Origin of the sequence: Pseudomonas sp. PDM31, from assembly GCF_019218965.1 — a bacterium.
Lineage (GTDB): Bacteria > Pseudomonadota > Gammaproteobacteria > Pseudomonadales > Pseudomonadaceae > Aquipseudomonas.
The window spans coordinates 1-24,217 of the sequence record NZ_JAHUWS010000002.1 but is presented as its reverse complement, the minus strand read 5'-3'; the positions used below and the strand labels follow the sequence as shown (position 1 = coordinate 24,217).

The following is a 24,217-nucleotide window of genomic DNA, read 5'->3' as shown; positions in this document are numbered from 1 at the left end:
CCCTTTTCGTCCTACTCCCCGCAAGTGCCCTCTAAAATCTCTCCTCCGGTATCGAATCCGCGACCGTATATCGCGAAAAATCTCCCTTTTTTAACCGCAACTGCGCCCAGCCTGACTCCTGTTTTTGTAAAAAATCCCTCTTTCTTGAGCTGTTCAAAAAACAACCAAACTCCCCTGTGATGGCCGGTTCACGGCACTTATGCCTGCCGAAATGTCGCATTCGAACCAGTTGGGACGCGCGTTTCGCAAATAAAACCTCATGCCGATTCGGCATGGGGTAGGCGTTTACGGCATTAGACGTCGCTTCCTTGCATCGGAATAGTTGCGCCTTTTTTCGCCTGCCAGAGAGCCGTAAATACGCGTTCCGGGGGCACCTTATACGGGGGGCAGATGCACAGACTTTTGCGCCACAAGCGTTCCAGTTCGCGCATCTCCCTGAGTCAAACGCAAGTAAGGGTAAAGATATGAAGAAGGCAAAGCTTAGCCTCGCCTGGCAGATCCTCATCGGTCTGGTATTGGGGATTGCAATCGGTGCGCTGCTCAACCATTTCAGTGCCGAAAAAGCCTGGTGGATCAGCAACGTGCTGCAACCAGCGGGCGATATCTTTATCCGTCTGATCAAGATGATCGTGATTCCAATCGTGATCTCTTCTCTGATTGTCGGCATCGCGGGTGTTGGTGACGCCAAGAAATTGGGGCGCATCGGCCTCAAGACCATCATTTACTTCGAGATCGTCACCACTATCGCCATCGTGGTGGGTCTGCTTCTGGCTAACCTGTTCCACCCAGGTGCCGGCATCGACATGAGCACCCTGGGTACTGTGGACATCTCCAAGTACCAGGCTACAGCTGCCGAAGTCCAGCATGAACATGCGTTCATCCAGACCATCCTCAACCTGATTCCGTCGAACATCTTCGCGGCCATGGTTCGGGGTGAAATGCTGCCGATCATCTTCTTCTCCGTGCTGTTCGGTCTCGGTCTGTCGAGCCTGCAGTCGGATCTGCGCGAGCCGCTGGTGAAGATGTTCCAGGGCGTGTCGGAAAGCATGTTCAAGGTCACTCACATGATCATGAACTACGCCCCGATCGGCGTTTTCGCACTGATCGCGGTGACCGTGGCCAACTTCGGTTTCGCTTCCCTGCTGCCGCTGGCCAAATTGGTGATTCTGGTTTATGTCGCCATCGCCTTCTTCGCTTTCGTAGTCCTGGGCTTGATCGCTCGCCTGTTCGGCTTCTCGGTGATCAAGCTGATGCGCATCTTCAAGGATGAGCTGGTGCTGGCTTACTCCACCGCCAGCTCCGAAACCGTGCTGCCACGGGTGATCGAGAAGATGGAAGCCTACGGTGCACCGAAGGCCATCTGCAGCTTTGTCGTGCCGACCGGTTACTCGTTCAACCTAGACGGTTCGACCCTGTACCAAAGCATCGCGGCGATCTTCATTGCCCAGCTGTATGGCATTGACCTGTCGGTCGGCCAGCAATTGCTGCTGGTACTGACCCTGATGGTCACCTCAAAAGGCATCGCTGGCGTTCCGGGTGTGTCCTTCGTGGTGCTGCTGGCGACGCTTGGCAGTGTCGGCATTCCATTGGAAGGCTTGGCGTTCATTGCCGGTGTCGACCGCATCATGGACATGGCCCGTACCGCGCTGAACGTGATCGGCAACGCCCTGGCCGTGCTGGTTATCGCCCGTTGGGAAGGCATGTACGACGATGCCAAGGGCCAGCGCTACTGGAACTCCCTGCCGCACTGGCGCAGCAAAGAGAAGCTGCCAGCTGGTGAGACTACCAGCAGCTAATGCACAGCCATGTGGAACTTGGCTTTCCTGGGGGAGCGAGCCTGCTCGCGATAGCGGTAGATCAGTCGATATCAATGTTGCCTGTGAGTACGTCATCGCGAGCAGGCTCGCTCCTACAGTGACCCGAGCCAGCCGTTACAAACAAACCCCGGAGAAATCCGGGGTTTGTCGTTTCTGGCCACCCCGCTATCATTCGCCCATCTTTTGGGGGATTTGACTGATGCTTAATGGCCTGTGGCTTGGGTTCTTCATCGTGGCCGCCGTTTCGGCGCTGGCGCAGTGGCTGGTGGGTGGTAACGCCGGGATTTTCGCCGCTATGGTCGAAAGCATTTTCGCCATGGCCAAGCTGTCGGTCGAAGTTATGGTGCTGCTGTTCGGCACCCTTACCCTCTGGCTCGGGTTTCTGCGTATCGCCGAGAAAGCCGGAATTGTCGAGTGGCTGGCCAAGGCGTTGGGGCCGCTGTTTTTACGCCTGATGCCGGAAGTTCCGCCCGGTCACCCGGCGATCGGCTTGATCACCCTGAACTTCGCCGCCAACGGCCTGGGGCTGGACAATGCCGCCACACCGATCGGCCTCAAGGCGATGAAAGCCCTGCAGGAGCTGAACCCCAGCGCCACCATCGCCAGTAACGCGCAGATTCTGTTCCTGGTGCTCAACGCGTCTTCCCTGACCCTGCTGCCGGTGACCATTTTCATGTACCGCGCCCAGCAAGGCGCGCCGGATCCGACGCTGGTGTTCCTGCCGATTCTGCTGGCCACCAGTTGCTCGACCATCGTCGGCTTCTTGTCGGTGGCGTTCATGCAACGTCTGCGCATCTGGGACCCGGTGGTGCTGGCTTATCTGATTCCAGGCGCCCTCGTCCTCGGCGGCTTCATGGCGTTACTGGCGACCCTATCGGCAACTGCCCTGGCCGGCCTGTCCTCAATCCTCGGCAATCTGACGCTGTTTGGCTTGATCATGCTGTTTTTGCTGATCGGCGCGCTGCGCAAGGTGAAGGTTTACGAGGCCTTCGTCGAAGGCGCCAAAGAAGGCTTCGACGTGGCGAAGAACCTGCTGCCCTATTTGGTGGCGATGCTTTGTGCGGTGGGTGTGCTGCGTGCGTCCGGGGCACTGGACTTCGGTCTGGACGGGATTCGCCACTTGGTGGAGTGGGCCGGTTGGGATACGCGCTTCGTCGATGCGTTGCCGACGGCTATGGTCAAACCCTTTTCAGGCAGCGCCGCCCGGGCGATGCTGATTGAAACCATGAAGACGTCCGGTGTGGACAGCTTCCCGGCGTTGGTTGCGGCAACGGTTCAGGGCAGTACTGAAACGACCTTCTATGTGTTGGCGGTGTATTTTGGCGCAGTGGGAATCCAGCGGGCGCGGCATGCGGTCGGCTGTGCATTGCTGGCGGAACTGGCCGGGGTGCTGGGTGCGATCTGGGTGTGTTACTGGTTCTTCGGCTAACCGCCAACTCCCGCAGCAGTGAGGTTGCTGCCGGTGGCGCTGGCAATGAGGCTAGTTTGGGGGATTCGCCAGCGCCTGCAGCGCAGCCTTGCGTTCACCCGCCGGCAATTTGCCAAGCTTCGCCACTGCCGCATAAAACTTCAGCCAATCCCCCTGCTCCTGCCGGAACAATGCCGCAAATGCCGGCACCCACTGGTCATACAGGCCAAACGGCAGTAGCCGGGCATTGTTCATAGGCGCATTGATCCAGGCGTCATAACGCTTGTCTCCTGCCCATTGGCTGTCACGCAACTGTCGGTATTCGCTGCGCAGGCGCTCGAACTGCGCAGCTTTGCGTTGACGCATTTGCTCCGGTGGCAGCGCCATGGCGTAGAGCTTTTCAAGTCGTATGCGGGTATCAAGAACCAACTCGATGAACCGGGCGCGCTGACGTGCCTGAGCATTGTCGTCGGGTGGCAGATGGCGTGAAGCGCGCCATTGGCGAGTGCCCTCCTGCTCGACGAAGGTGGCAAAAGATTCGTTGATCTCAGTGTCGTCCTGCACATAAAAGCGCTGATGTGCCAGCTCATGAAAAATCAGAGTGGCCAGTCGCTCATCGCCCCAGCCTATCATCGAACTCATGATCGGGTCATTGAACCAGCCAAGCGTCGAATAAGCCTCGACGCCACCAATCGATACGTCCATGCCTTGCAGGCGCTGCAACGCCGCCTCACCCCGGGCCGCGCTCTGGCTGTAGTAGCCGCGATAGGCCACGCAACCGGCAATGGGGAAGCAATGGTTCACCGGTGTCAGGGAAAACTCCGGGGTGACGAAGACATTCCACACCACATAGGGCCGACCTATATCGGCATACAGTCGATAGCTCTGGTTATCCGGCAGGTGCAGGTGCTGGCTGGCAAAGGTCCGGGCTTTTTGCGATTGGGTCAGATGTGCACGCAGTTTCTGATCGCGGGCGGGATCGGCGATCACACTGGAGACCGGCTCCCTCGCCCGCAGCAATTGCAGCTGACCGCTGGCCAACTGGCTGTAATAGCTGATGCTGGAGCAACCGTTGAGCAAGAAAAACAACACACCCGGAAACAAAACGCGAAAAACGCGATCAAGTAACCCAAGGCTTGGAGGCGGCCTGATCAAAATAAAATCTTCCCTGGAGAGTCTGCCCCGCAAGACTATCCCGCCTGACTGGAGCTCCGCTATGCGCATGTTGATAATGGCAGGAAGCCTGCTGATGCTGGCCGGCTGTGCTGGATTTGGAATACCCCGCCATGACCCGGCGCAAGCGTGGATCGACCTTGATTCGCATCAAGAGGATACGGCGTTGCAAGCGCTGGAGGTTGATGACAAAGCCACCGAGGACAAGCGCTACTTCGAGGTTCAGCCCGGTAGTCATGAGTTGACGGTTAGGTACCAGTTCGAGGTGCAGCCGACCAACATCGGCCCTGACGCCGAGCCGCTACGGCGCGATTGCCAGCTTAATTTGAAATTCAAGGAATTCAATGCCGGAGAGCGTTATCAGCTGCAAGCGGGAAACATTGGTTTTCGGCCTTGGGCAAAACTCTACGATCAGCAGCGAAAAGTGATTGGGCAGGCCACACCGGCGGGCTGCCAACGCACCTGATCGGCGTTATGCTGAACGCATAATCCTTTTGGACGTTCATCATGCGCAGGTTAATGCTGTTGCTCGCCGTAAGCGTTGTCACCGGCTGCCAGAGCCCGTTGCCGGCGCATAATCCGCAAATGGCCTGGGTCGAGTTCTCGACGCCCTTCCCCAACGATAAATTGCTGATGGCCGAGCGTCTGGACAAACAGCGATTACGTGACGGGCGCTTTTTTGAGGTCACTCCCGGCAGCCATGAGCTGGTCGTAAGATTTGACTTCGAAGTGCCCGGTGGGGGTGGCCTGGGCATGATGAACGGCCCTTCGGAGCGGCTTTGCTATCTGACCATCAACTACGATCACTTTGAGGCAGGCCAGCGTTATGTGCTCGAAGGCCGTTCGATCGCCTTCACGCCCGGTGCCCGGTTGTATAACGCCAAGCGCGAGATCGTTGCCGAGGATCGGGAGTCGTATTGCCTGATGTGAGCGAGTCAGCGGTCATTTTTCTGGTAAATGATCTTTTTGGTGCCGTTTTCGCATGAGCCGACGACCATGTTCTGATCGTGCACTTCGTCATTCTTCACGATTTCAAGCGTGTAAGACGGAACACCGCTGGCCTGGATCTTGGCTTCAATCTCAGCCTTGAGTTCTTCACAAGGCTTCGGCGCGGCCAAAGCCGAAGTGGCCAGCATGCAACCGATAATCGCCAGGGCAAAACGTTTCATGGTTCAAACTCCATTTGAGGCAGCGCGAACGGTCTGCTGTCATTTATTCGACCACATTTTGACCGGCAAATCTTGCGGGCCATAAAAAAGATCGCGGTTTGCGATCTTTTTTATGGCAGCCACCTATCAACTCACTAGAGTTGCATCCAGGCTGATTTTCGCATTCAGCACTTTAGACACAGGGCAGCCTTCCTTGGCCTTGTTGCTGAGTTCTTCGAACTGCGCCTGAGTCGCCCCGGGAATTTTCGCCTTGAGGATCAGTTTTACTGCGGTGATCGCAAAACCACCCTCCACCTGATCGAGGGTGACTTCGGCATTGGTGTCGATGGATTCGGCCTTGAGGCCGGCGTCGCCCAGAATCATTGAGAATGCCATGGAGAAACAGCCCGCGTGGGCTGCGCCGATCAGTTCTTCGGGGTTGGTGCCCTTGCCCCCTTCGAAGCGTGCCTTGAAGCCGTAGGGCGCGTCTCTGAGTACGCCGGTTTCGGTGGATATCGAGCCTAAGCCGGTTTTCAGATCACCTTCCCAATGAGCCGATGCTTTCTTTGTGATAGCCATGCCTGTCTCCTCAAGAGTGGCGCGAAGATCGCGCCTTTGTGGTTTTCGATTACCAGGGTTGTGAGGATAGACGGTGCCTCAAAGTTCATCTGGTCTGATCAGGCAGTTTTTTTGCGACGAATTTTTACTCGGCTATTGAAACTCGGGTATATGCCCACATTGCATTAACCACGCTTTTGAATTCGCCAGGTTTCCGTTCGCAAGGACCAACCTGCGCCCCGCCATTGGAGAAGCAGGTTCATGAAACGACTGTCCGATATCAAGTTCTCGACCCTCGACCTGGTACCCGTGCGCGAAAATGGCAGCCCGGCCCAGTCGCTACGCAACTCCCTGGACCTGGCGCAACACGTCGAGAAATTCGGCTACAACCGCTTCTGGGTCGCTGAACACCACAACATGGACGGTATCGCCAGTTCCGCGACGTCAGTGCTCCTTGGGTATCTGGCCGGTGGCACGTCAACCATTCGTGTCGGTTCGGGTGGGGTTATGTTGCCCAACCATGCACCCCTGGTGATCGCCGAGCAGTTCGGCACGCTGGAAAGTCTCTATCCGGGCCGAATCGACCTGGGGCTTGGTCGTGCCCCCGGCTCCGATCAGATGACTGCCCGCGCATTACGCCGCGAACGCTCCGGCAGTGCCGACGACTTTCCGGACGATGTGGCTGAACTGATTCGCTACCTCGGCCCGCGCACTGCCGACCAACGGATTATCGCAATGCCAGGCACCGGTACCAATGTGCCTGTCTGGCTGTTGGGTTCGAGCCTGTTCAGCGCGCAACTGGCGGGCGAACGCGGTTTGCCCTACGCCTTCGCGTCCCATTTCGCTCCGCGTTACATGCATGAAGCTATTCGCGTCTACCGCAACCACTTCAAGCCATCAGCGGTGCTGGATAAACCCTACGTCATGCTCGGTGTGCCGCTGGTGGCTGCCGACACCGACGAGCAGGCCGACTACCTGGCGACTTCGGTGTACCAGCGGATTCTCGCGTTGATGCGAGGCCAGAGCCTGGTGCAACGCCCGCCGGTGGAGTCCATGGACGGCCTGTGGCTGCCCCATGAAAGAGATGCCGTGCGCGATTTCCTTGGCTTGGCCATGGTCGGCAGCCCGCAGAAAATTCGCGCCAAGCTGGAGGTGCTGATCGAGCAAGCCCAGGCTGATGAACTGATTTTCACCTGCGACTTGTACGAACACTCGGATCGAGTGCACTCCTACGAGTTGCTGGCGCAGGTCATGCAAGGCTGACCGTCCCAACGGCAGCGGCAAAAAAGCCGACGCTTTGGGCGTCGGCTTTTTCTTTCATATCTGCCTACTTCTTATAAACGATCACTTTGGCACCGGCCTCGCAGGTGCCGACTACTTTTCCGTTGACTGCGGGGCTTTTATCGACGATTTCCAGTGAATAACCGGATACGCCTTTGGCATCGAGTTTCGCTGCGATTTCGGCTTTCAGCTCTTCGCATGGTTTGCCGCCCGCAAGCGCACCACCTGCAAGGCTCAACAAACCTACCGCCAAAATAAACTTCTTCATCGGTTGCCTTCTCTGGTCGGATCAACTGGGTCCAGCGGTCAGCCGGACGCTATCAAATAGCGCTTTGCCAATCCCTACGGCACTCGGCCAGTGCGCAAGTTCAGAAGACTAGACCAACGTCAGCTGCTGGCAATCCGGAATCCGACCTTGAGGGTGACTTGAAAGTGCGCCGCCTTGCCATCCTTGATATGGCCTCGGGTTTCAATCACTTCAAACCATTCCATGTGCTTGAGGCTTTTACTGGCTTCGGCCAATGCGTTGTTGATCGCATCTTCAATGCTGCTGGTGGACGAGCCAACCAGTTCGACTTTCTTGTAGGTGTGGTGGTCAGACATGGCGTACTCCTCGGGCGTGTGAATTACAGCCTAGCAGTGATTTTTCGTATTTCTTGTGTTGGTTGATCCTGGGTGCAGTTCAGATTTACTGCACTTTCTCGGCGCCCTGAAGTCCCAACCAACACACGCCACTGATCATCAATGCAGGAGAGCCACCATGGCCAACACCTCGTTACGTAAAGCCTCATTGCAAAGCATGGAAGCGGAGATCGAGAGTCTGCTCAAGTCATTGGAAAGTCTGAAGGACGACGCCTCGGACGAGTCGCGCAAGACCCTGAAAAACCTGAAAAGCAATGCCGAAAATGCCCTCAAGCATTCTCGTCATCTGCTTAGCGATGCCTATGAAGAGGTCAAGGTCAAAACCCGCGAAACCGGAATTGCGACCCGGGACTACGCCCAGGACCACCCTTGGACTACAGCGGGTGTCGCCGTGGGCGCGCTGGGCCTGCTGGCCGCTTATCTGTTATGCAAGCGTGACTAATCCCGCCGAAACAATTCGTTCTTGAGCCACTGCGCCAATTGCCGGGCGCGCCCATCCGCTGCGCGCTTGGGTAACCACAATGCCAGTTGCGCCGGGGTTTCGCTGAAACCCCATGGCGCAACCAGGCGACCGGCCTTCAAGTCTTCCGCCACCAGGGGCTCTGGAGCGATCGCAATACCCAAGCCTGCGACAGCAGCCTCCAGCAAGTAATACAAATGCTCGAAACCCTGGCCGTAATTCAACGCCTTGGCGTCGAGGCCGCGCTGTTGTGCCCAACTGGGCCAGGCTTGTGGGCGGGAGGTCGTGTGCAGTAGCTGTTGCGTCACCAGCACGGTGTCAGGCGCTCCTTTGAGCCTGTCATAGCCTTCGAAGCGGGGGCTCATGACTGGCCCTATGCGTTCGCTGATCAGTTCGAAGACGTGCATGTCTGCTGGCCACGGTGGTTCGGCAAACACCAGCAAGGCATCCAGGCCGGGTCTGCGCGGGTCCAGATCACCTTCTCCGGCAGACAAGTGCAGTCGCAAGTCCGGCAGATCGGCATTCAGCCGCCCCAATCGCGGAATAAACCAGCGAGCCAGCAAGCTTCCAGAGCAGCCCAGCACGAATGGCGCATCTGCAGTGCTTTGTGTGAGCTCGGCGCAGACGCTGCGCAAGCGTTCGAACGCTTCGCTGCTGGCGTCACGCAGGCGCATACCTGCATCTGTGAGTTTCAAGCCGCGGCCTTCCTTGATGAACAGGCTCACACCCAAGTGTTCTTCCAGTAATTTCAGTTGTCGACTAACCGCGCCGTGGGTGACGTGCAATTGGTCGGCGGCTTGGCTGACACTGTTCAATCGGGCAGTGGCCTCGAAGGCGCGCAGGGCATTGAGCGGGGGAAGATCGTGGCTCATTATCTGTGAGTTTTCCTGACAGGTTGTGGCGATCTTATCGGTTTTCAGTCCGGGGCGGCAGGGGTACAGTGAAGCCCATTGTCTCTTTACGTATCACTTATCGCATTCAACTGGAGCGCCCCATGACCCAGACTAATCTGCGCAACGGCCCTGACACCAACGGCCTGTTTGGCTCGTTCGGTGGCCGCTATGTCGCTGAAACCCTGATGCCGTTGATCCTCGATCTGGCCCGTGAATACGAAGTGGCCAAGGAAGATCCTGCATTCAAGGAAGAATTGGCCTACTTCCAGCGCGATTACGTAGGTCGTCCAAGCCCGCTTTATTTCGCCGAGCGTCTGACCGAGTTCTGCGGGGGCGCGAAGATCTACCTCAAGCGCGAAGAGCTGAACCACACCGGCGCGCACAAGATCAACAACTGCATCGGCCAGATCCTCCTGGCGCGGCGCATGGGCAAGAAGCGCATCATCGCCGAAACCGGCGCCGGCATGCATGGGGTGGCGACAGCTACCGTGGCTGCGCGTTTCGGCCTGGATTGTGTGATCTACATGGGTACCACTGACATCGAGCGTCAGCAGGCCAACGTGTTCCGCATGAAGCTGCTGGGCGCTGAAGTGATCCCGGTGGTGGCCGGCACCGGCACCCTCAAGGATGCGATGAACGAAGCACTGCGCGACTGGGTTACCAACGTCGACAGCACTTTCTACCTGATTGGCACCGTGGCCGGTCCGCACCCGTACCCGGCAATGGTTCGCGACTTCCAGGCGGTGATCGGCAAGGAAACCCGTGATCAGCTGCAAGCCCAGGAAGGTCGCCTGCCAGACAGCCTGGTGGCGTGCATCGGCGGTGGTTCCAACGCAATGGGCCTGTTCCATCCGTTCCTCGACGACAAGAGCGTCGAGATCATTGGTGTTGAAGCGGCTGGCTACGGCATCGAGACCGGCAAGCACGCAGCCAGCCTGAACGGCGGCGTACCGGGCGTGCTGCACGGTAACCGCACTTTCCTGCTGCAGGACGACGATGGCCAGATCATCGACGCCCACTCGATCTCCGCTGGTCTCGACTATCCGGGTATCGGCCCGGAACACGCCTGGTTGCATGATATCGGCCGCGTGCAGTACACCTCGGTAACCGACGACGAAGCCCTCGCCGCGTTCCATCAATGCTGCCGCCTGGAAGGGATCATTCCAGCCCTGGAAAGCGCCCACGCCCTGGCTGAAGTGTTTAAACGCGCACCGTCCCTGCCGAAGGATCACCTGATGGTGGTCAACCTGTCCGGCCGTGGCGACAAAGACATGCAGACCGTGATGCACCACATGGAACACTCTCAACAAGAGCAGTCGAAGCAGGAGAAACACTGATGAGCCGCCTGCAAACCCGTTTTGCCGAACTCAAGGAACAGAATCGCGCCGCCCTGGTGACCTTCGTCACTGCAGGCGACCCGAGCTACGACACGTCCCTGGCGATTCTCAAAGGCTTGCCTGCCGCTGGCGCCGACGTGATCGAACTGGGCATGCCCTTCACCGACCCGATGGCTGACGGCCCGGCAATCCAGCTCGCCAACATTCGCGCCCTGGGTGCCAAACAGAACCTGGCGAAAACCCTGCAAATGGTCCGCGAGTTCCGCCAGGGCAATACCGAGACGCCGCTGGTGTTGATGGGTTATTTCAATCCGATCCATATGTACGGTGTGCCGCGCTTCATTGCCGAGGCCAAAGAGGCCGGCGTTGACGGGCTGATCGTGGTCGACCTGCCGCCCGAGCATAACGCCGAACTGTGCGACCCGGCCCAGGCTGCGGGACTGGATTTCATCCGTCTGACCACGCCGACCACCGATGATGTGCGCCTGCCAACCGTGCTCAATGGCAGCTCCGGCTTCGTTTATTACGTGTCGGTGGCCGGTGTGACCGGTGCTGGCGCCGCCACTCTGGAGCACGTTGAAGAGGCCGTCGCCCGTCTGCGTCGTCATACCGACCTGCCGATCAGCATCGGTTTCGGCATCCGCACGCCAGAGCAGGCAGCATCCATCGCCCGCCTGGCCGATGGTGTGGTGGTTGGATCGGCGTTGATTGATCACATTGCCAATGCCACCACAGCGGAGCAGGCCGTGGATGGCGTGCTGAGCCTGTGCTCGGCATTGGCTGAAGGCGTGCGCAAGGCTCGCGTCAGCTGAGGGTGAAGTTCCTGCTACAGGGAATCAGAGCCTTGCGACAAGACTGAAAAGCAAAAAAGGGCTTCAAGACTACGTTTTGAGGCCCTTTTCGCTGTCTGTGTCGTGAGGTCTCAGGGCAGCTCCAGCCCACCCGCTGCCTTATGTAACTTGCGCAGATGTCCGCCAATCTGTTTCACGTTGGCTTCGTTGGCGGCGATCTCGGCTGCGCGGCTCGGTTCCAGCAGCGCCCTCACCTCTTTGTCGAGATCTCCGGACAGCGCCAGCAGCTGCTTCTGTCGCTCGCTGCTTTCTGATTCCAGATGCTGCCACTCGCCCGGTTGCGGCAAACCATAACCGCCGCTGCCGAGCAGTTCCGCGGGACGACTGAGGAAGCCGCTATTGGCGAGTATCTGCTTGAGTGTTTCATTGGCCTTGTCCATGCCGCCGTTTTTCAGTTCGCGGGCACCCAGATAACGCTGTTTCACTTCATCCTGGGCCAGCAGCAACTGCTGACGGTAGCTTGCCTGCTCCAGCAGTAGCAACGCCGCACTGGTACGCAAATCAGCCTGCTCGAACCATTTGCGCCGCTCCTCGGCTTTGAGGTCCAGCCAGCCTTCGACGGTTTCCTGTTTGATCGGCAACTGCTTTTTCAGAACCTCGAACATGGCTTGGTAGCGATCGCGAAAGGAGTCGAAGCGATAACCCAGGCGCAGGGCTTCCCGGGGGTCGTCCAGCACGCTGGTATCCGCCAGTCCGCGTCCTTTGAGCACTTCGAGCAGACCATTTGGCATGATGTTGTCGAGTGCTACCAGACGCGCATTGTCAGTGCCGCTGCGCAGTAGTTTCAGCTCTTCCACCGCACAGTTGTTGGACAGGAAGAAGTAGTTGCCGTCGTAACTCCAGTGCATTTCGGCGGCACGTGCCACGACGTTTTCAATCTCGCTGCGCGACAGGTTCAGCGGCACCGAGGCCAGGCTGCGCAGTTCGGTCTTGGTGTATTCGTCGATCACTTGGGCCAGCGGTAGAACAAAGAGGCGCGACGGGTATTTACCCACAAGCCCGTCCCAGCTCGACAGCTGTACATCGCCGACGAAGGCGCGATAAGACAATACCAGGTGCTGGTCCAGATCCAGTCGGCAGTCTGGCCCCCGGGGGCGGCCCGGTGCACAGATCACCAGCCGCAACATGCTATGGCCCCAGCGGCTGACCCAGTTCTGGTTGGCCTCGGCCAGAAGATAATCGACGGCATAGACCCGTTCCGGATCTACCTGCCCAAGAGGTGTTTTGGCGAAGTCGCTGCCGGCATTGAGGAAGGCGAAGGTTTTGCCGCAGTTATCCTTGGCGGCGGGCGCCCAGCCGAAGTGCTCTTTGTAGTAGCGGTACAGTGCAGGACGCCGGCAGGCATAGCTTGGGTCAAGGAGGAAATACTCCATGTTGACCGCGACAAACTCCTTCGGGCTGCTGATCTCATAGATGTCCGGGCTGCGGGCGATCTGGCGGTTGTGCTGTTCGCGTTCACCGCGACGACCGACGTATTGCTGCCAACCCGCGAGGTCGAGCAAGCGCGGATCGTCGCTGAGCGTAAAGCGCCGGTCGGCCTGGCTGCGGCATTGGTCCGGGAGGCCGACCAAGCCTGAGGTGCTGCTGCGCTGGGTGCAACGCTGGATGAGCCTGCGTTCTTCATCCGGCCACAGGCGCGAGCGATCGTAGATGTGCGTCAATTCGTGCAGCACGGTCGCCAGCATTTCCCGGCGGACGGTGCCATGGGGGCGATAGGTTTTTTTGCTTGCCGCGCTGCCGTCGGTGAGGCTGGCCAACAGGTTGTGGTTCAGATCGAGCTCGGATACCAGCGACGCCTGGCCGTAGGCGTTGGCGGGCATGTCATCGGTCCAGCCGACGTCGATGCGCCGGTCCAATTGCTCGATGAAGCGCGGCGGTAGCGCCTGCATGGCTTCATCGAGCAATGCCTGGCTGGCATGCTGTTGTGCGGGGCTCAGGCCTTCGGTCTTGAGCTTGAGTTGAAGTCCGGCGTGGGCCATGTTGCCGATCAGCAACAAGGCCCCGGCCAGCAGCCAGGTGCGTGGGCGCCTCACAGTGCGAGGATGGCTTCGGCGAGATCCTGATCACTGGCGTCGCGTGCTTCTGGTACCCGAGTGCGCAACAAGTCGAAAGCGGATTCCAGGTGGGCGCCACGTATGTCGCCATTGCTGGCTACGAAGCTGGCGGCATCGTCCTGGGCTTCGTGGACAATTTTCGAATCGCGGATGGAAGTGGTGGTGTCGGAGGTGAAATCCAGTGTGCGCTGGGTGGCGCGGATCAATATGTTACTGGTAGCAACCAGGGTCTGTGCCTGGGCCATGTCGGCTAACAACAACAGGCCAAGGGTGGCAGCAATCAGCGGGTTACGCATGGAACGACTCCGGAGAAAAAAAGGATATCTATTGGACGAGATTAGCCTGCGCCAGTTCAAGATTGCCGGCACGAAGTTTCGGTTGGTCCGGGGCAGGCACTGCTGGGCCGATTCCAGTTTGCGTCTGTGCGTTGGTCGTCACAGGTATTAGCGCCGTGACGACATCCTGGGCGGCAAGCAGCTTTTTATGGTCGAGGGTGCGCAGATCACCAGGCATGGGACACGACCAGCGTGTCCCATGTCGCTGTTTGGCTTAAAGGGTCAGGATCGCCTGCGCCAACTGAGCGTCCGTCGCATTCAGTTGAGGTGCCTGCTGGCGGATATGTTCGAAAGCACTTTCCAGTTTGACGCCACGAATGTCTCCTTCGCTGGCGACATAGCTGGCAGCGTCATCGCGGGCAGCAAGGACAATTTTGTCATCCTTGAAGGAAGATGTGACGTTAGATGTCGCATCGGAGGTTGCTTTAAGTGCGTTGACGACAGCGTCGGTGGTCACGACGAAACTGGTGGCGTGGGAATTGGCAGCCACGGCAAGCAGGGCTGCAGCGCTGAGCAGACGAAGACGGGACATGGTGTAACTCCTTTGGAAGGCTTGATAGAGATATAGCAAATTGGGGTCAGCCCGAACGCTCTTCCCCGCGGTCTACGGTGATATTAGGCCCGTGTGAACCGGTTACGACAGTCTAGTCGTGAATTAAATACAACGAACCGGTCGTTTTCTGAGTCTACAACGAAACTGTATTGGTCGATATATGGTCCTGTGAAAACTGTACTATCCGCCAGTTATAGATCCCATAACGACAAAACCCGTCGTGGTTTCCCACGACGGGTCTTGTTTGTTCAATTCGGGCTGCTGGCGAGGGACCCTGAGGTCAGAGCCAGCGACGCTTACTTAGCGCCAGAACGGCTTGCTCAGCTCTTCGTAGCGTTGTGCTTCGCTGATCCCGGCATCAGCCAGCAGACGCGAATCCAGACGAGCCAATTGATGGCGGCTGGAGATACGGCGCTGCCACAGCATCAGGCTGGCAATTACGCGAAGAGGCATCGAAGCCTGGGATTTTGCAGCGGTGTCTTCGAAGAACAGTTCGGAACTGAGTGTACGTTCCATGGTGGGCATCCTTCCGCTTGTGGCGGGATCAGGTAGTGGTTAACTGGTGCCCATGATCCTCTTGTTTGCCTAGTCTCTGTAGATACAGTTCATTTGTATTGTGAGAGCTCAGTTAACTGTTTATGAGGGGTGTGCTGGTCAAAATTGAGGCAACTGTACCTGTCTGCACTTATATGGTGCATTTTTGATGTTTTTAGCTCAGGTGGTAGGTATTTACTGTAGGAAAAGACCAGTACAGAAGTACAGTTTTTTGCGAGTTTCGAGCTAGTAACAGTCAGCTGACGAAACTGTGTTTGTGCCAGCTGCTATCTGTACCAATTACTTCTTGAGCATGTGCCCGGTTTCTTCCAGGTTGATGTGCCAGCTCAGGGCGTCGCGCAGAATGTGCGGGGTATGCCCGCCGATAGCGCAGGCGGCGGTGAAGTAGTCGTTCAATGCCTGGCGATAGTCCGGGTGTACGCAGTTATCGATGATCACCCGCGCGCGCTCCCTTGGGGCCAGGCCGCGCAAGTCCGCCAGGCCGATTTCGGTCACCAGGATGTCGACGTCATGTTCGGTGTGGTCGACATGACTGACCATCGGCACCACGCTGGAAATTGCCCCACCCTTGGCAATCGACTTGGTCACGAACACCGACAGATGTGCATTTCGTGCGAAGTCGCCCGAGCCACCGATGCCGTTCATCATCCGCGTGCCACAGACATGGGTGGAGTTGACGTTGCCGTAGATATCGAACTCCAGCGCCGTGTTGACGCCAATGATGCCAAGGCGGCGCACGACTTCAGGATGGTTGGAGATCTCCTGTGGGCGCAGCACCAGTTTGTCCTTGTAGCGCTCCAGGTTGCCGAACACGTCGGCATTGCGCCGGCTTGACAAGGTGATCGAGCTGCCCGAGGCGAAGCTCAGCTTGCCGGCGTCGATCAGGTCGAACGTCGAGTCCTGCAGCACCTCGGAGTACATGGTCAGGTCTTCGAATGGCGAATCGATCAGGCCGCACATCACCGCGTTGGCAATATTACCGATACCCGCTTGCAGCGGACCGAGCTTGTTGGTCATGCGCCCGGCGGCCACTTCCTGCTTGAGGAAGCCGATCAGGTGTTCGGCGATCCCCTGGGTCTCGGCATCCGGCGCCAGCACGGTGGAAGCCGAGTCCGGCTGATTGGTCACCACGATGGCAACGATCTTCTCCGGTGGAATCGGAATGGCGGTGCTGCCGATGCGATCATCGACCTTGACCAATGGAATCGGCGTGCGGCTCGGACGATAGGTCGGAATGTAAATGTCGTGCAGACCTTCCAGGTTGGGGTTGTGGGCAAGGTTGATCTCGACGATCACGTGTTTGGCGAAGATCGCAAAACTGGCCGAGTTGCCCACCGAGGTGGTCGGCACAATGTGCCCTTGCTCGGTGATCGCCACGGCTTCAATGACGGCGATGTCGGGCAGTTTCAGCTGTTGGTTGCGCAGTTGCTCTACGGTTTCCGACAAATGCTGGTCGATGAACATGACTTCGCCGGCATTGATTGCCTTGCGCAGGGTGCTGTCGACCTGGAACGGCATGCGTCGCGACAGTACGCCGGCTTCGGTGAGTTGCTTGTCCAGATCGTTGCCCAGGCTGGCGCCGGTCATCAGGCTGATCTTCAGCGGTGTGACCTTGGCGCGCTCGGCCAGTGCTTGAGGTACAGCCTTGGCTTCGCCCGCGCGGGTGAAACCGCTCATGCCGACAGTCATGCCGTCTTCAATCAGGGCGGCAGCGTCGGCAGCGCTCATCACTTTGTCCAACAAGGAAGGCAGGCGAATTCGGTCACGGTACATGGATGGTTATCTCGGGAAACAGGTAGCAGGGCGTGCAGTCTAGTGAATTACGCCGGCTTCTGTCCCGCTACCAAGGTCGCAATAGAGGTGTCTATTCCGGGCCTTTAGAGCAAAACACCGTTACCGGATCGGTAACAAAAGCGTAGTTTTGTCCGACGATTTACGCAAACAAAAACGCCCCGACGAGTCGGGGCGTTCTGTATGCCGCTGAGGTTTAGTCGACGGCTTTGACCATGTCTTCGATGACTTTCTTCGCGTCGCCGAACACCATCATGGTTTTGTCCAGGTAGAACAGTTCGTTGTCCAGGCCGGCATAGCCGCTGGCCATCGAGCGTTTGTTGACGATGATGGTCTTGGCCTTGAACGCTTCGAGAATCGGCATGCCGGCAATCGGCGATTTCGGATCGTTCTTGGCGGCCGGGTTGACCACGTCGTTGGCGCCGAGCACCAGCACCACGTCGGCCTGGCCGAACTCGGAGTTGATGTCTTCCATCTCGAACACCTGGTCATAAGGCACTTCAGCCTCGGCCAGCAATACGTTCATGTGGCCAGGCATACGACCGGCAACCGGGTGGATGGCGTACTTCACGGTCACGCCGCGATGGGTCAGCTTCTCGGTCAGCTCTTTGAGCGCGTGCTGCGCCCGTGCTACCGCCAGGCCGTAGCCCGGAACGATGATCACGGTGTCGGCGTTGGTCAGCAGGAAGGTGGCGTCGTCGGCCGAGCCGGATTTCACCGGGCGGGCCTCCTGGGCACCTGCAGGACCTGCTTCGGCTGTATTGCCGAAACCGCCTAGCAGTACGTTAAAGAAGGAACGGTTCATCGCCTTGCACATGATGTACGAGAGGATCGCACCGGAGGAGCCTACCAACGAGCCAGCGATGATCAGCATCGAGTTGTTCAGCGAGAAGCCGATACCCGCCGCAGCCCAACCGGAGTAGCTGTTGAGCATCGACACGACGACCGGCATGTCCGCGCCACCGATCGGGATGATGATCAGCACGCCCATGACGAAGGCCAGGGCCAGCATCAGGGCAAAGGCGTTGAGGTCGCCGGTCAGCATGAAGGTGATGCCCAGGGCCAGTGTGGCCATGCCCAGCAACAGGTTCAGTTTGTGTTGGCCGCGGAACTGCACCGGTGCGCCCTGGAACAGGCGGAACTTGTACTTGCCCGACAGCTTGCCGAAAGCGATCACGGAGCCTGAGAAGGTGATTGCACCAATGGCGGCGCCAAGGAACAGTTCCAGACGGTTGCCCGCCGGAATCGGATCACCCAGCTGTTGAACGATGCCCAGGGACTGCGGTTCAACCACTGCGGCAATGGCGATGAACACGGCAGCCAGGCCGATCATGCTGTGCATGAAGGCGACCAGTTCCGGCATTTTGGTCATTTCAACGCGCTTGGCCATGATCGAACCGGCGGTACCACCGATCAGCAGGCCGACGATCACGTAGACGATGCCGTCCTGGGCCAGTTCGGAGCCCAGTTTATAGATCAGGCCGACCGTGGTCAGGATCGCCAGGCCCATGCCGAGCATGCCGAACAGGTTGCCACGACGCGACGTGGTTGGGTGCGAGAGTCCCTTGAGCGCCTGGATGAAGCAGACCGAGGCGATCAAATACAGGGAGGTAACCAGATTCATGCTCATGCTTGCTGCACCTCAGCCTTGACTGCGTCGGCCTTGGCTGCCGGAGCTTTTGCCGCAGCTTTCTTCTTGAACATTTCCAGCATGCGCCGGGTAACCAGGAAGCCACCAAACACGTTGACCGCGGCCAGGGCCACGGCCAGGGTGCCCATGGTCTTGCCCAGCGGCGTCACAGTAAGGGCGGCAGCCAGCATGGCGCCGACGATGACGATGGCCGAGATGGCGTTGGTCACGGCCATCAGTGGTGTGTGCAGTGCAGGTGTCACGTTCCAGACCACGTGGTAGCCCACATAGATAGCCAGCACGAAGATGATCAGGTTGTAGATACCGTGAGAGATCAGCATGTCTTCCATTGTTTTTATCCTCAGCCGTTCTTGCGCACGATCTGGCCGTCGCGGCACATCAGGCACGCGGCGACGATATCGTCTTCAAGGTTGATCACCAGTTGTCCTTCTTTATCGAACAACAGTTTCATGAAGTCCAGCAGGTTGCGTGCGTACAGTGCCGAGGCATCGGCGCCAACCGCGGCCGCCAGGTTGGTCGGGCCGACGATGGTCACGCCGTTTTCGACGACCACCTGATCGGCCACGGTCAGCGGGCAGTTACCGCCCTGTGCCGCCGCGAGGTCGATGACCACCGAGCCGGGTTTCATCTGTGCCACGGTTTCCGCGCTCAATAGCGTCGGTGCCTTACGGCCCGGGATCAGGGCGGTGGTGATGACGATGTCGGCCTGCTTGGCGCGTTCGTGCACGGCCACGGCCTGGCGCTGCATCCAGCTGGCCGGCATTGGTCGCGCGTAACCGCCGACACCGACAGCGCACTCACGCTCTTCATCGGTCTCGTAAGGCACGTCGACGAACTTGGCGCCGAGGGATTCGATCTGCTCTTTTACTGCAGGGCGTACGTCCGAGGCTTCGATCACCGCACCCAGGCGCTTGGCCGTGGCAATGGCTTGCAAGCCGGCGACACCGGCGCCAAGGATCAGTACGCGCGCCGCTTTTACGGTGCCCGCAGCTGTCATCAGCATCGGCATGAAACGAGGGTAGTAATGAGCGGCCAGCAATACGGACTTGTAGCCGGCGATGTTGGCTTGCGAGGACAGCACATCCAGGCTCTGAGCGCGGGAAGTGCGTGGCGCAGCCTCCAGGGCAAAGGCGGTGATGCCGCATTCGGCCATCTTGGCGATGGTTTCATTGTTGAAAGGATTGAGCATCCCCACCACAACGGTGCCGCTTTTGATCAGCGCCAGTTCGCTGTCGCTGGGAGCGACTACTTTCAAGATCAGCTCTGCACCAAACGCATCACTGGCGCTGCCAATGGTTGCGCCTGCCGCTTCATAGGCACTGTCTACAACACTGGCATTAACGCCGGCGCCGCTTTGGACTGTGACCTTATGACCCTGGCTGATCAGCTTCTTGATGGTTTCCGGGGTTGCAGCAACCCGAGTTTCACCGGTCTGGGTTTCGAGAGGAACACCAATGTGCACGTCAAATCTCCTGCGTGATCTTATTGAGTAAACCCAGGCACTACGGATGGCGCAGCTGGGGCGGCCGATCAGCACGATCCCGCACAAATAAAGGGCGGGGCGCGGCATTTTGCAGGCGAACTTTGCACCCTTCAAGGAATTATGATGGGTGACGGAAAATTAACTACAAGTCACCCCGTGACCGAATGTCGCAACTACCCGGGTCAATCCCTTGCAGATCAAGGGCTACAGGGAATATTGGGTGATTTGTGGATTTTACGCATCGGCCATATGAATGATGCGGCATTGCTGCGTAATAGTGGCTCAAAGCCGTGCCTACCGTAGCTTCCAGGAGATTTTCAGGATGATTTCGCACAGTTAGGTTTATGCGACATATACGTACATCTGTAGGTGTCATTTTTTACTGACTACGAGGTCAAGTAACTGTTGCGCGCCTTTATCCTTCTAGGCTGTAGCTGTGTGCCTGATGCACCAGCCAGTCACGGAAAGCCCTCAATGATGCTGATTCGACCTTTCTTTCGGGAATCATCAGGTAATACGCCTTGATGCTCGACAGGGCTTGGGGGTTGGCGATCACCAGTCGTTTCTCGGTCAGTTCTCTCTGAATCAGGAAGGGCGGGATCAGGGCGATGCCCATGTCGTGCATGGCTGCCTGGGCCAGCATTGAGAATAACTCGTAACGGGGGCCTGTCATGTCGCGGGGGACGTTTAGATGTTGGGAGTCGAACCACTGGCGCCAGGCGTAGGGGCGGGTGGTTTGTTGCAGCAGAGGCAGATCGGCGATTTCACCGGGCGTCAGGGCTGCTTTGTTCCCCAGCAGGTTGGGGCTGCACACGGGCATCGGATTTTCGCCCATCAGCCTGTGGGATTCGGTACCTGACCAGTCTGCGTCCCCGAAATATATCGCGGCGTCGAAATCGGTATCGGCAAACAGAAAGGGGCGGGTGCGGTTGGTCAGGTTGACCGTCACTTCCGGATGCTTGTGCTGGAAGTCCTTGAGGCGGGGCAGTAGCCATTGAGTACCGAAGGTCGGCACCACCGCGAGTTCGATCACGTTGGTCCCCTGTTGGCCCATCACCGAGAGGGTGTCTCGCTCCACGGCATCGAGTTGCGTGGCTACGCGGCGGCTATAGGAAAGTCCTGCTTCCGTCAGCTTGACTCCGCGTCGTGAGCGTCGAAACAGTTCCACGCCGAGAAATTCCTCCAGGCTGGCGATCTGCCGGCAAATCGCTCCCTGGGTCAACGAAAGTTCCTGGGCAGCCTTTGTGAAGCTCTCGTGTCGAGCCGCAGCTTCGAAGCTGATAAGGGCGGTAGTGCTGGGTATCTTCCTGCGCATGTACTCCTGCCTCACTAATACAGCGCACAAACGCGCATTTACGATGTTACGGAGTGAGAAATTAGCACAACAGTATGCAAAATCCTCGTTTGCGGTAACGGTTTGCCAGGCCTAGGATCAGTCCACGTTATTTGACCCGATTCGAGAGGACACACTCATGGGCGGTAAAGCTAGCTTCAACTGGATCGATCCCCTTCTGCTGGATCAACAGCTCACCGAAGAAGAGCGGATGATTCGCGACACTGCCGCGCAATTCGCTCAGCACAAGCTCGCACCGCGTGTCCTCGAAGCTTTTCGTCATGAGAAGACCGATCCGGCGATCTTTCGGGAAATGGGCGAAGTGGGCCTGTTGGGTGCAACTATCCCCGAGCAGTACGGCGGCAGCGGCCTGAACTACGTCAGCTACGGTCTGATTGCCCGTGAAGTCGAACGTATCGACTCCGGCTATCGTTCGATGATGAGTGTGCAGTCCTCGCTGGTGATGGTTCCGATCAATGAGTTCGGTACCGAAGCACAGAAGCAGAAATATCTGCCGAAACTGGCCTCGGGCGAATGGATTGGTTGCTTCGGCCTGACCGAACCCGACCATGGCTCCGACCCGGGCGCGATGATCACTCGTGCACGCAAAGTGGAAGGCGGCTACAGCCTGACCGGCAGCAAGATGTGGATCACCAACAGCCCGATCGCCGACGTGTTCGTGGTCTGGGGCAAGGATGACGCCGGCGATATCCGTGGCTTCGTGCTGGAGAAGGGCTGGAAAGGCCTGAGCGCTCCAGCGATCCACGGCAAGGTCGGCCTGCGGGCATCGATCACCGGTGAGATCGTCATGGACAACGTATTTGTGCCGGAAGAAAACATCTTCCCGGATGTCCGTGGCCTGAAAGGTCCGTTCACCTGCCTCAACTCGGCGCGTTATGGCATTTCCTGGGGTGCGCTGGGTGCGGCCGAGTTCTGCTGGCACACCGCTCGCCAATACACCCTGGATCGTCAACAGTTCGGCCGCCCGCTGGCCGCCACTCAGTTGATCCAGAAGAAACTGGCGGACATGCAGACCGAAATCACCATGGCGCTGCAAGGCTGCCTGCGTCTGGGTCGCATGAAGGATGAAGGCACCGCGGCCGTCGAAATCACTTCGATGATGAAGCGCAACTCCTGCGGCAAGTCCCTGGACATCGCGCGCATGGCCCGCGACATGCTGGGCGGCAACGGCATCTCCGACGAATACGGCGTCGCCCGCCACCTGGTCAACCTGGAAGTGGTGAATACCTATGAAGGTACTCATGACGTCCATGCGCTGATTCTGGGGCGTGCGCAAACCGGCATCCAGGCGTTCTATTAAGGAGAACGGGCATGGGCGCGCTTTCGCATCTACGGGTACTGGATTTGTCGAGGGTGCTGGCCGGGCCATGGGCGGGACAGATCCTGGCCGACCTTGGCGCCGAGGTGATCAAGGTCGAGCGCCCGGGCAATGGCGATGACACGCGCGCCTGGGGCCCGCCTTTCCTTAAAGACGCTTATGGCGAGAACACCAGCGAGGCTGCTTATTACTTGTCGGCCAATCGCAACAAGCAATCGGTCACCATCGACTTCACTCGCCCCGAGGGGCAGAAGTTAGTGCGTGAGCTGGCGGCCAAGTCGGACATCCTGATTGAAAACTTCAAGGTCGGAGGTCTGGCGGCCTATGGTCTGGACTATGAATCACTGAAGGCGATCAACCCGGACCTGATTTATTGCTCGATCACCGGGTTTGGCCAGACCGGCCCTTATGCCAGGCGCGCGGGTTATGACTTCATGATCCAGGGGCTGGGCGGGCTCATGAGCCTGACGGGGCGACCTGAGGGCGAAGACGGCGCGGGGCCGGTGAAAGTTGGCGTGGCGCTGACGGATATCCTGACCGGGCTCTATTCGACCGTGGCAATCCTCGCGGCGCTCGCGCACCGGGATCACGATGGTGGCGGTCAGCATATTGATATGGCGCTGCTGGATGTTCAGGTGGCGTGCCTGGCTAACCAGGCCATGAACTACCTGACGACGGGCAATGCCCCAAAGCGACTGGGCAATGCACATCCGAATATCGTGCCTTATCAGGACTTTCCTACAGCGGATGGTGATTTCATCCTTACGGTCGGGAATGACGGCCAGTTCCGCAAGTTCGCTGAAGTGGCCGGCCAGCCGCAATGGGCTGACGATCCGCGTTTCGCTACTAATAAGCTGCGGGTGGCGAACCGGGCGGTGCTGATACCTCTGATCCGCCAGGCAACGGTATTCAAGACTACGACAGAATGGGTGGCGCAGCTGGAGCAGGCCGGGGTGCCGTGCGGGCCAATCAATGACCTGGCGCAGATGTTTGCCGACCCTCAGGTCAAGGCGCGCGGGTTGGCGATCGAGCTGCCCCATGCACTGGCTGGAATGGTGCCCCAGGTGGCTAGCCCGATTCGACTGTCCGAGACGCCGGTGGAATACCGACATGCGCCTCCTTTGCTGGGTGAGCATACGCTGGAGGTTTTGCAGCGAGTCCTGGGAGTGGGAGTTGCCGAAGTGGCTGCATTAAGGGAGTCGGGGGTACTTTGATTGGCTCCTTCTATATAGAGAGGTGTTTTTGGCATCCTTCTACGAGGGAAACCGGCCGTTTCGCCCCTTTTCACAAGTTATTGATAGAAAAGCAATATCAGCGCTTGACGGCAGATTCTGGAAGCCTATAATTCGCCCCACTTCCGGCGCAGTCGAAACGGAAAACTCCTTGGTAAACAATGAGTTACGCAGTTTTCGACAGCAAGTTGCTTCAGTTCATCGAAGCCGAAAGGGAGTTGAAAAAGAGGTGTTGACAGCAGCGTGTAACGCTGTAGAATTCGCCTCCCGCTGACGAGAGATCGAAAGCGCAAGTGGTTGAAGTTGTTAAGGATTCCTTGAAA

25 protein-coding genes are annotated in these 24,217 nt (G+C 58.3%); 10 read left to right on the top strand and 15 right to left on the bottom strand.

What is annotated here, in order from left to right:
* The first annotated feature begins 464 nt into the window (after positions 1–464).
* Positions 465–1,796: a glutamate/aspartate:proton symporter GltP gene (gene gltP, locus KW839_RS03360; RefSeq protein WP_060540380.1), complete on the top strand. Its 1,332-nt coding sequence runs from the start codon at positions 465–467 to the stop codon at positions 1,794–1,796.
* Between the two features lie 220 nt (positions 1,797–2,016).
* Complete coding sequence (locus tag KW839_RS03355; protein WP_060540381.1) at positions 2,017–3,246, top strand: nucleoside recognition domain-containing protein; 1,230 nt, start codon at positions 2,017–2,019, stop codon at positions 3,244–3,246.
* A gap of 51 nt (positions 3,247–3,297) precedes the next feature.
* Here KW839_RS03355 and KW839_RS03350 read toward each other — a convergent pair whose 3' ends face one another.
* Positions 3,298–4,380, bottom strand: a complete 1,083-nt coding sequence (locus tag KW839_RS03350; protein WP_218423423.1) for an aminopeptidase — start codon at positions 4,378–4,380, stop codon at positions 3,298–3,300.
* Between the two features lie 61 nt (positions 4,381–4,441).
* Between KW839_RS03350 and KW839_RS03345 the strand changes: the two genes are divergently transcribed.
* Together KW839_RS03345 and KW839_RS03340 are read left to right on the top strand one after the other, a co-directional pair.
* Complete coding sequence (locus KW839_RS03345; RefSeq protein WP_218423422.1) at positions 4,442–4,864, top strand: hypothetical protein; 423 nt, start codon at positions 4,442–4,444, stop codon at positions 4,862–4,864.
* A gap of 41 nt (positions 4,865–4,905) precedes the next feature.
* Positions 4,906–5,328, top strand: a complete 423-nt coding sequence (locus tag KW839_RS03340; protein ID WP_060540384.1) for a hypothetical protein — start codon at positions 4,906–4,908, stop codon at positions 5,326–5,328.
* A gap of 5 nt (positions 5,329–5,333) precedes the next feature.
* Here KW839_RS03340 and KW839_RS03335 read toward each other — a convergent pair whose 3' ends face one another.
* On the bottom strand, positions 5,334–5,567 hold the full coding sequence (locus tag KW839_RS03335) for a DUF1161 domain-containing protein (RefSeq protein ID WP_060540385.1): 234 nt from the start codon (positions 5,565–5,567) through the stop codon (positions 5,334–5,336).
* 126 nt (positions 5,568–5,693) lie between these two features.
* Positions 5,694–6,125, bottom strand: a complete 432-nt coding sequence (locus tag KW839_RS03330) for an OsmC family protein (RefSeq protein ID WP_060540386.1) — start codon at positions 6,123–6,125, stop codon at positions 5,694–5,696.
* Positions 6,126–6,365: 240 nt separating this feature from the next.
* Between KW839_RS03330 and KW839_RS03325 the strand changes: the two genes are divergently transcribed.
* On the top strand, positions 6,366–7,367 hold the full coding sequence (locus KW839_RS03325; RefSeq protein ID WP_218423421.1) for an LLM class flavin-dependent oxidoreductase: 1,002 nt from the start codon (positions 6,366–6,368) through the stop codon (positions 7,365–7,367).
* 64 nt (positions 7,368–7,431) lie between these two features.
* Here KW839_RS03325 and KW839_RS03320 read toward each other — a convergent pair whose 3' ends face one another.
* Both KW839_RS03320 and KW839_RS03315 read right to left on the bottom strand, forming a co-directional pair.
* Entirely contained in the window at positions 7,432–7,653 is a 222-nt protein-coding gene (locus KW839_RS03320) for a DUF1161 domain-containing protein (RefSeq protein WP_060540388.1), read from the bottom strand.
* A 119-nt stretch (positions 7,654–7,772) separates the two neighbouring features.
* Positions 7,773–7,988, bottom strand: coding sequence for a dodecin (locus tag KW839_RS03315; protein ID WP_060540389.1), 216 nt, complete (start codon positions 7,986–7,988; stop codon positions 7,773–7,775).
* A gap of 157 nt (positions 7,989–8,145) precedes the next feature.
* Between KW839_RS03315 and KW839_RS03310 the strand changes: the two genes are divergently transcribed.
* The gene (locus tag KW839_RS03310; protein WP_060540390.1) at positions 8,146–8,469 is read left to right on the top strand and encodes a YqjD family protein; all 324 of its coding nucleotides are present in this window, start codon (positions 8,146–8,148) and stop codon (positions 8,467–8,469) included.
* Here the strand turns inward: KW839_RS03310 and KW839_RS03305 are convergent.
* A complete protein-coding gene (locus KW839_RS03305; RefSeq protein WP_060540391.1) occupies positions 8,466–9,359 on the bottom strand; it encodes a LysR family transcriptional regulator in 894 nt (297 codons plus the stop codon). The genes KW839_RS03310 and KW839_RS03305 overlap by 4 nt on opposite strands.
* 122 nt (positions 9,360–9,481) lie before the next feature.
* Here KW839_RS03305 and trpB point away from each other — a divergent pair, with 122 nt between their 5' ends.
* A complete protein-coding gene (gene trpB / locus KW839_RS03300; RefSeq protein WP_218423420.1) occupies positions 9,482–10,717 on the top strand; it encodes a tryptophan synthase subunit beta in 1,236 nt (411 codons plus the stop codon).
* Entirely contained in the window at positions 10,717–11,529 is an 813-nt protein-coding gene (trpA, locus tag KW839_RS03295; protein WP_060540393.1) for a tryptophan synthase subunit alpha, read from the top strand. Before trpB ends, trpA begins: the two co-directional genes overlap by 1 nt.
* Positions 11,530–11,639: 110 nt before the next feature.
* Here the strand turns inward: trpA and KW839_RS03290 are convergent, their stop codons facing one another.
* The 9 genes from KW839_RS03290 to KW839_RS03250 all read right to left on the bottom strand — a co-directional run bounded on the left by KW839_RS03290 (position 11,640) and on the right by KW839_RS03250 (position 21,305).
* Complete coding sequence (locus KW839_RS03290; RefSeq protein WP_218423755.1) at positions 11,640–13,547, bottom strand: DUF4105 domain-containing protein; 1,908 nt, start codon at positions 13,545–13,547, stop codon at positions 11,640–11,642.
* Positions 13,548–13,597: 50 nt separating this feature from the next.
* A complete protein-coding gene (locus tag KW839_RS03285; RefSeq protein ID WP_060540394.1) occupies positions 13,598–13,918 on the bottom strand; it encodes a DUF2388 domain-containing protein in 321 nt (106 codons plus the stop codon).
* Positions 13,919–14,171: 253 nt separating this feature from the next.
* A complete protein-coding gene (locus KW839_RS03280) occupies positions 14,172–14,489 on the bottom strand; it encodes a DUF2388 domain-containing protein (protein WP_060540396.1) in 318 nt (105 codons plus the stop codon).
* 321 nt (positions 14,490–14,810) lie between these two features.
* The gene (locus tag KW839_RS03275; RefSeq protein WP_060540397.1) at positions 14,811–15,026 is read right to left on the bottom strand and encodes a DUF1127 domain-containing protein; all 216 of its coding nucleotides are present in this window, start codon (positions 15,024–15,026) and stop codon (positions 14,811–14,813) included.
* Positions 15,027–15,344: 318 nt separating this feature from the next.
* Positions 15,345–16,838, bottom strand: coding sequence for an acetyl-CoA hydrolase/transferase family protein (locus KW839_RS03270; protein WP_060540398.1), 1,494 nt, complete (start codon positions 16,836–16,838; stop codon positions 15,345–15,347).
* Between the two features lie 214 nt (positions 16,839–17,052).
* Positions 17,053–18,486 (bottom strand): NAD(P)(+) transhydrogenase (Re/Si-specific) subunit beta, encoded by a 1,434-nt coding sequence (locus KW839_RS03265; protein ID WP_218423419.1) that lies wholly within the window; start codon positions 18,484–18,486, stop codon positions 17,053–17,055.
* The gene (locus KW839_RS03260) at positions 18,483–18,836 is read right to left on the bottom strand and encodes an NAD(P) transhydrogenase subunit alpha (RefSeq protein WP_218423418.1); all 354 of its coding nucleotides are present in this window, start codon (positions 18,834–18,836) and stop codon (positions 18,483–18,485) included. Before KW839_RS03260 ends, KW839_RS03265 begins: the two co-directional genes overlap by 4 nt.
* 11 nt (positions 18,837–18,847) lie before the next feature.
* On the bottom strand, positions 18,848–19,969 hold the full coding sequence (locus tag KW839_RS03255; protein ID WP_060540401.1) for a Re/Si-specific NAD(P)(+) transhydrogenase subunit alpha: 1,122 nt from the start codon (positions 19,967–19,969) through the stop codon (positions 18,848–18,850).
* A 436-nt stretch (positions 19,970–20,405) separates the two neighbouring features.
* Positions 20,406–21,305 (bottom strand): LysR family transcriptional regulator, encoded by a 900-nt coding sequence (locus KW839_RS03250; protein WP_060540402.1) that lies wholly within the window; start codon positions 21,303–21,305, stop codon positions 20,406–20,408.
* Between the two features lie 157 nt (positions 21,306–21,462).
* Between KW839_RS03250 and KW839_RS03245 the strand changes: the two genes are divergently transcribed.
* Together KW839_RS03245 and KW839_RS03240 are read left to right on the top strand one after the other, a co-directional pair.
* Positions 21,463–22,644: an acyl-CoA dehydrogenase gene (locus KW839_RS03245; RefSeq protein ID WP_060540403.1), complete on the top strand. Its 1,182-nt coding sequence runs from the start codon at positions 21,463–21,465 to the stop codon at positions 22,642–22,644.
* 11 nt (positions 22,645–22,655) lie between these two features.
* A complete protein-coding gene (locus KW839_RS03240) occupies positions 22,656–23,876 on the top strand; it encodes a CaiB/BaiF CoA-transferase family protein (protein WP_060540404.1) in 1,221 nt (406 codons plus the stop codon).
* Positions 23,877–24,217: the final 341 nt, after the last annotated feature.

Coding starts and splice junctions, on each gene's coding strand:
- KW839_RS03260 (WP_218423418.1), bottom strand. CDS start 18,836: ATGGAAGACATGCTGATCTCTCACGGTATCTACAACCTGATCATCTTC.
- KW839_RS03310 (WP_060540390.1), top strand. CDS start 8,146: ATGGCCAACACCTCGTTACGTAAAGCCTCATTGCAAAGCATGGAAGCG.
- gltP (WP_060540380.1), top strand. CDS start 465: ATGAAGAAGGCAAAGCTTAGCCTCGCCTGGCAGATCCTCATCGGTCTG.
- KW839_RS03315 (WP_060540389.1), bottom strand. CDS start 7,988: ATGTCTGACCACCACACCTACAAGAAAGTCGAACTGGTTGGCTCGTCC.
- KW839_RS03340 (WP_060540384.1), top strand. CDS start 4,906: ATGCGCAGGTTAATGCTGTTGCTCGCCGTAAGCGTTGTCACCGGCTGC.
- KW839_RS03320 (WP_060540388.1), bottom strand. CDS start 7,653: ATGAAGAAGTTTATTTTGGCGGTAGGTTTGTTGAGCCTTGCAGGTGGT.
- KW839_RS03250 (WP_060540402.1), bottom strand. CDS start 21,305: ATGCGCAGGAAGATACCCAGCACTACCGCCCTTATCAGCTTCGAAGCT.
- KW839_RS03335 (WP_060540385.1), bottom strand. CDS start 5,567: ATGAAACGTTTTGCCCTGGCGATTATCGGTTGCATGCTGGCCACTTCG.
- KW839_RS03325 (WP_218423421.1), top strand. CDS start 6,366: ATGAAACGACTGTCCGATATCAAGTTCTCGACCCTCGACCTGGTACCC.
- KW839_RS03355 (WP_060540381.1), top strand. CDS start 2,017: ATGCTTAATGGCCTGTGGCTTGGGTTCTTCATCGTGGCCGCCGTTTCG.
- KW839_RS03285 (WP_060540394.1), bottom strand. CDS start 13,918: ATGCGTAACCCGCTGATTGCTGCCACCCTTGGCCTGTTGTTGTTAGCC.
- KW839_RS03270 (WP_060540398.1), bottom strand. CDS start 16,838: ATGTACCGTGACCGAATTCGCCTGCCTTCCTTGTTGGACAAAGTGATG.
- KW839_RS03275 (WP_060540397.1), bottom strand. CDS start 15,026: ATGGAACGTACACTCAGTTCCGAACTGTTCTTCGAAGACACCGCTGCA.
- KW839_RS03280 (WP_060540396.1), bottom strand. CDS start 14,489: ATGTCCCGTCTTCGTCTGCTCAGCGCTGCAGCCCTGCTTGCCGTGGCT.
- trpB (WP_218423420.1), top strand. CDS start 9,482: ATGACCCAGACTAATCTGCGCAACGGCCCTGACACCAACGGCCTGTTT.
- KW839_RS03345 (WP_218423422.1), top strand. CDS start 4,442: ATGCGCATGTTGATAATGGCAGGAAGCCTGCTGATGCTGGCCGGCTGT.
- trpA (WP_060540393.1), top strand. CDS start 10,717: ATGAGCCGCCTGCAAACCCGTTTTGCCGAACTCAAGGAACAGAATCGC.
- KW839_RS03240 (WP_060540404.1), top strand. CDS start 22,656: ATGGGCGCGCTTTCGCATCTACGGGTACTGGATTTGTCGAGGGTGCTG.
- KW839_RS03245 (WP_060540403.1), top strand. CDS start 21,463: ATGGGCGGTAAAGCTAGCTTCAACTGGATCGATCCCCTTCTGCTGGAT.
- KW839_RS03265 (WP_218423419.1), bottom strand. CDS start 18,486: ATGAGCATGAATCTGGTTACCTCCCTGTATTTGATCGCCTCGGTCTGC.
- KW839_RS03290 (WP_218423755.1), bottom strand. CDS start 13,547: ATGGCCCACGCCGGACTTCAACTCAAGCTCAAGACCGAAGGCCTGAGC.
- KW839_RS03305 (WP_060540391.1), bottom strand. CDS start 9,359: ATGAGCCACGATCTTCCCCCGCTCAATGCCCTGCGCGCCTTCGAGGCC.
- KW839_RS03330 (WP_060540386.1), bottom strand. CDS start 6,125: ATGGCTATCACAAAGAAAGCATCGGCTCATTGGGAAGGTGATCTGAAA.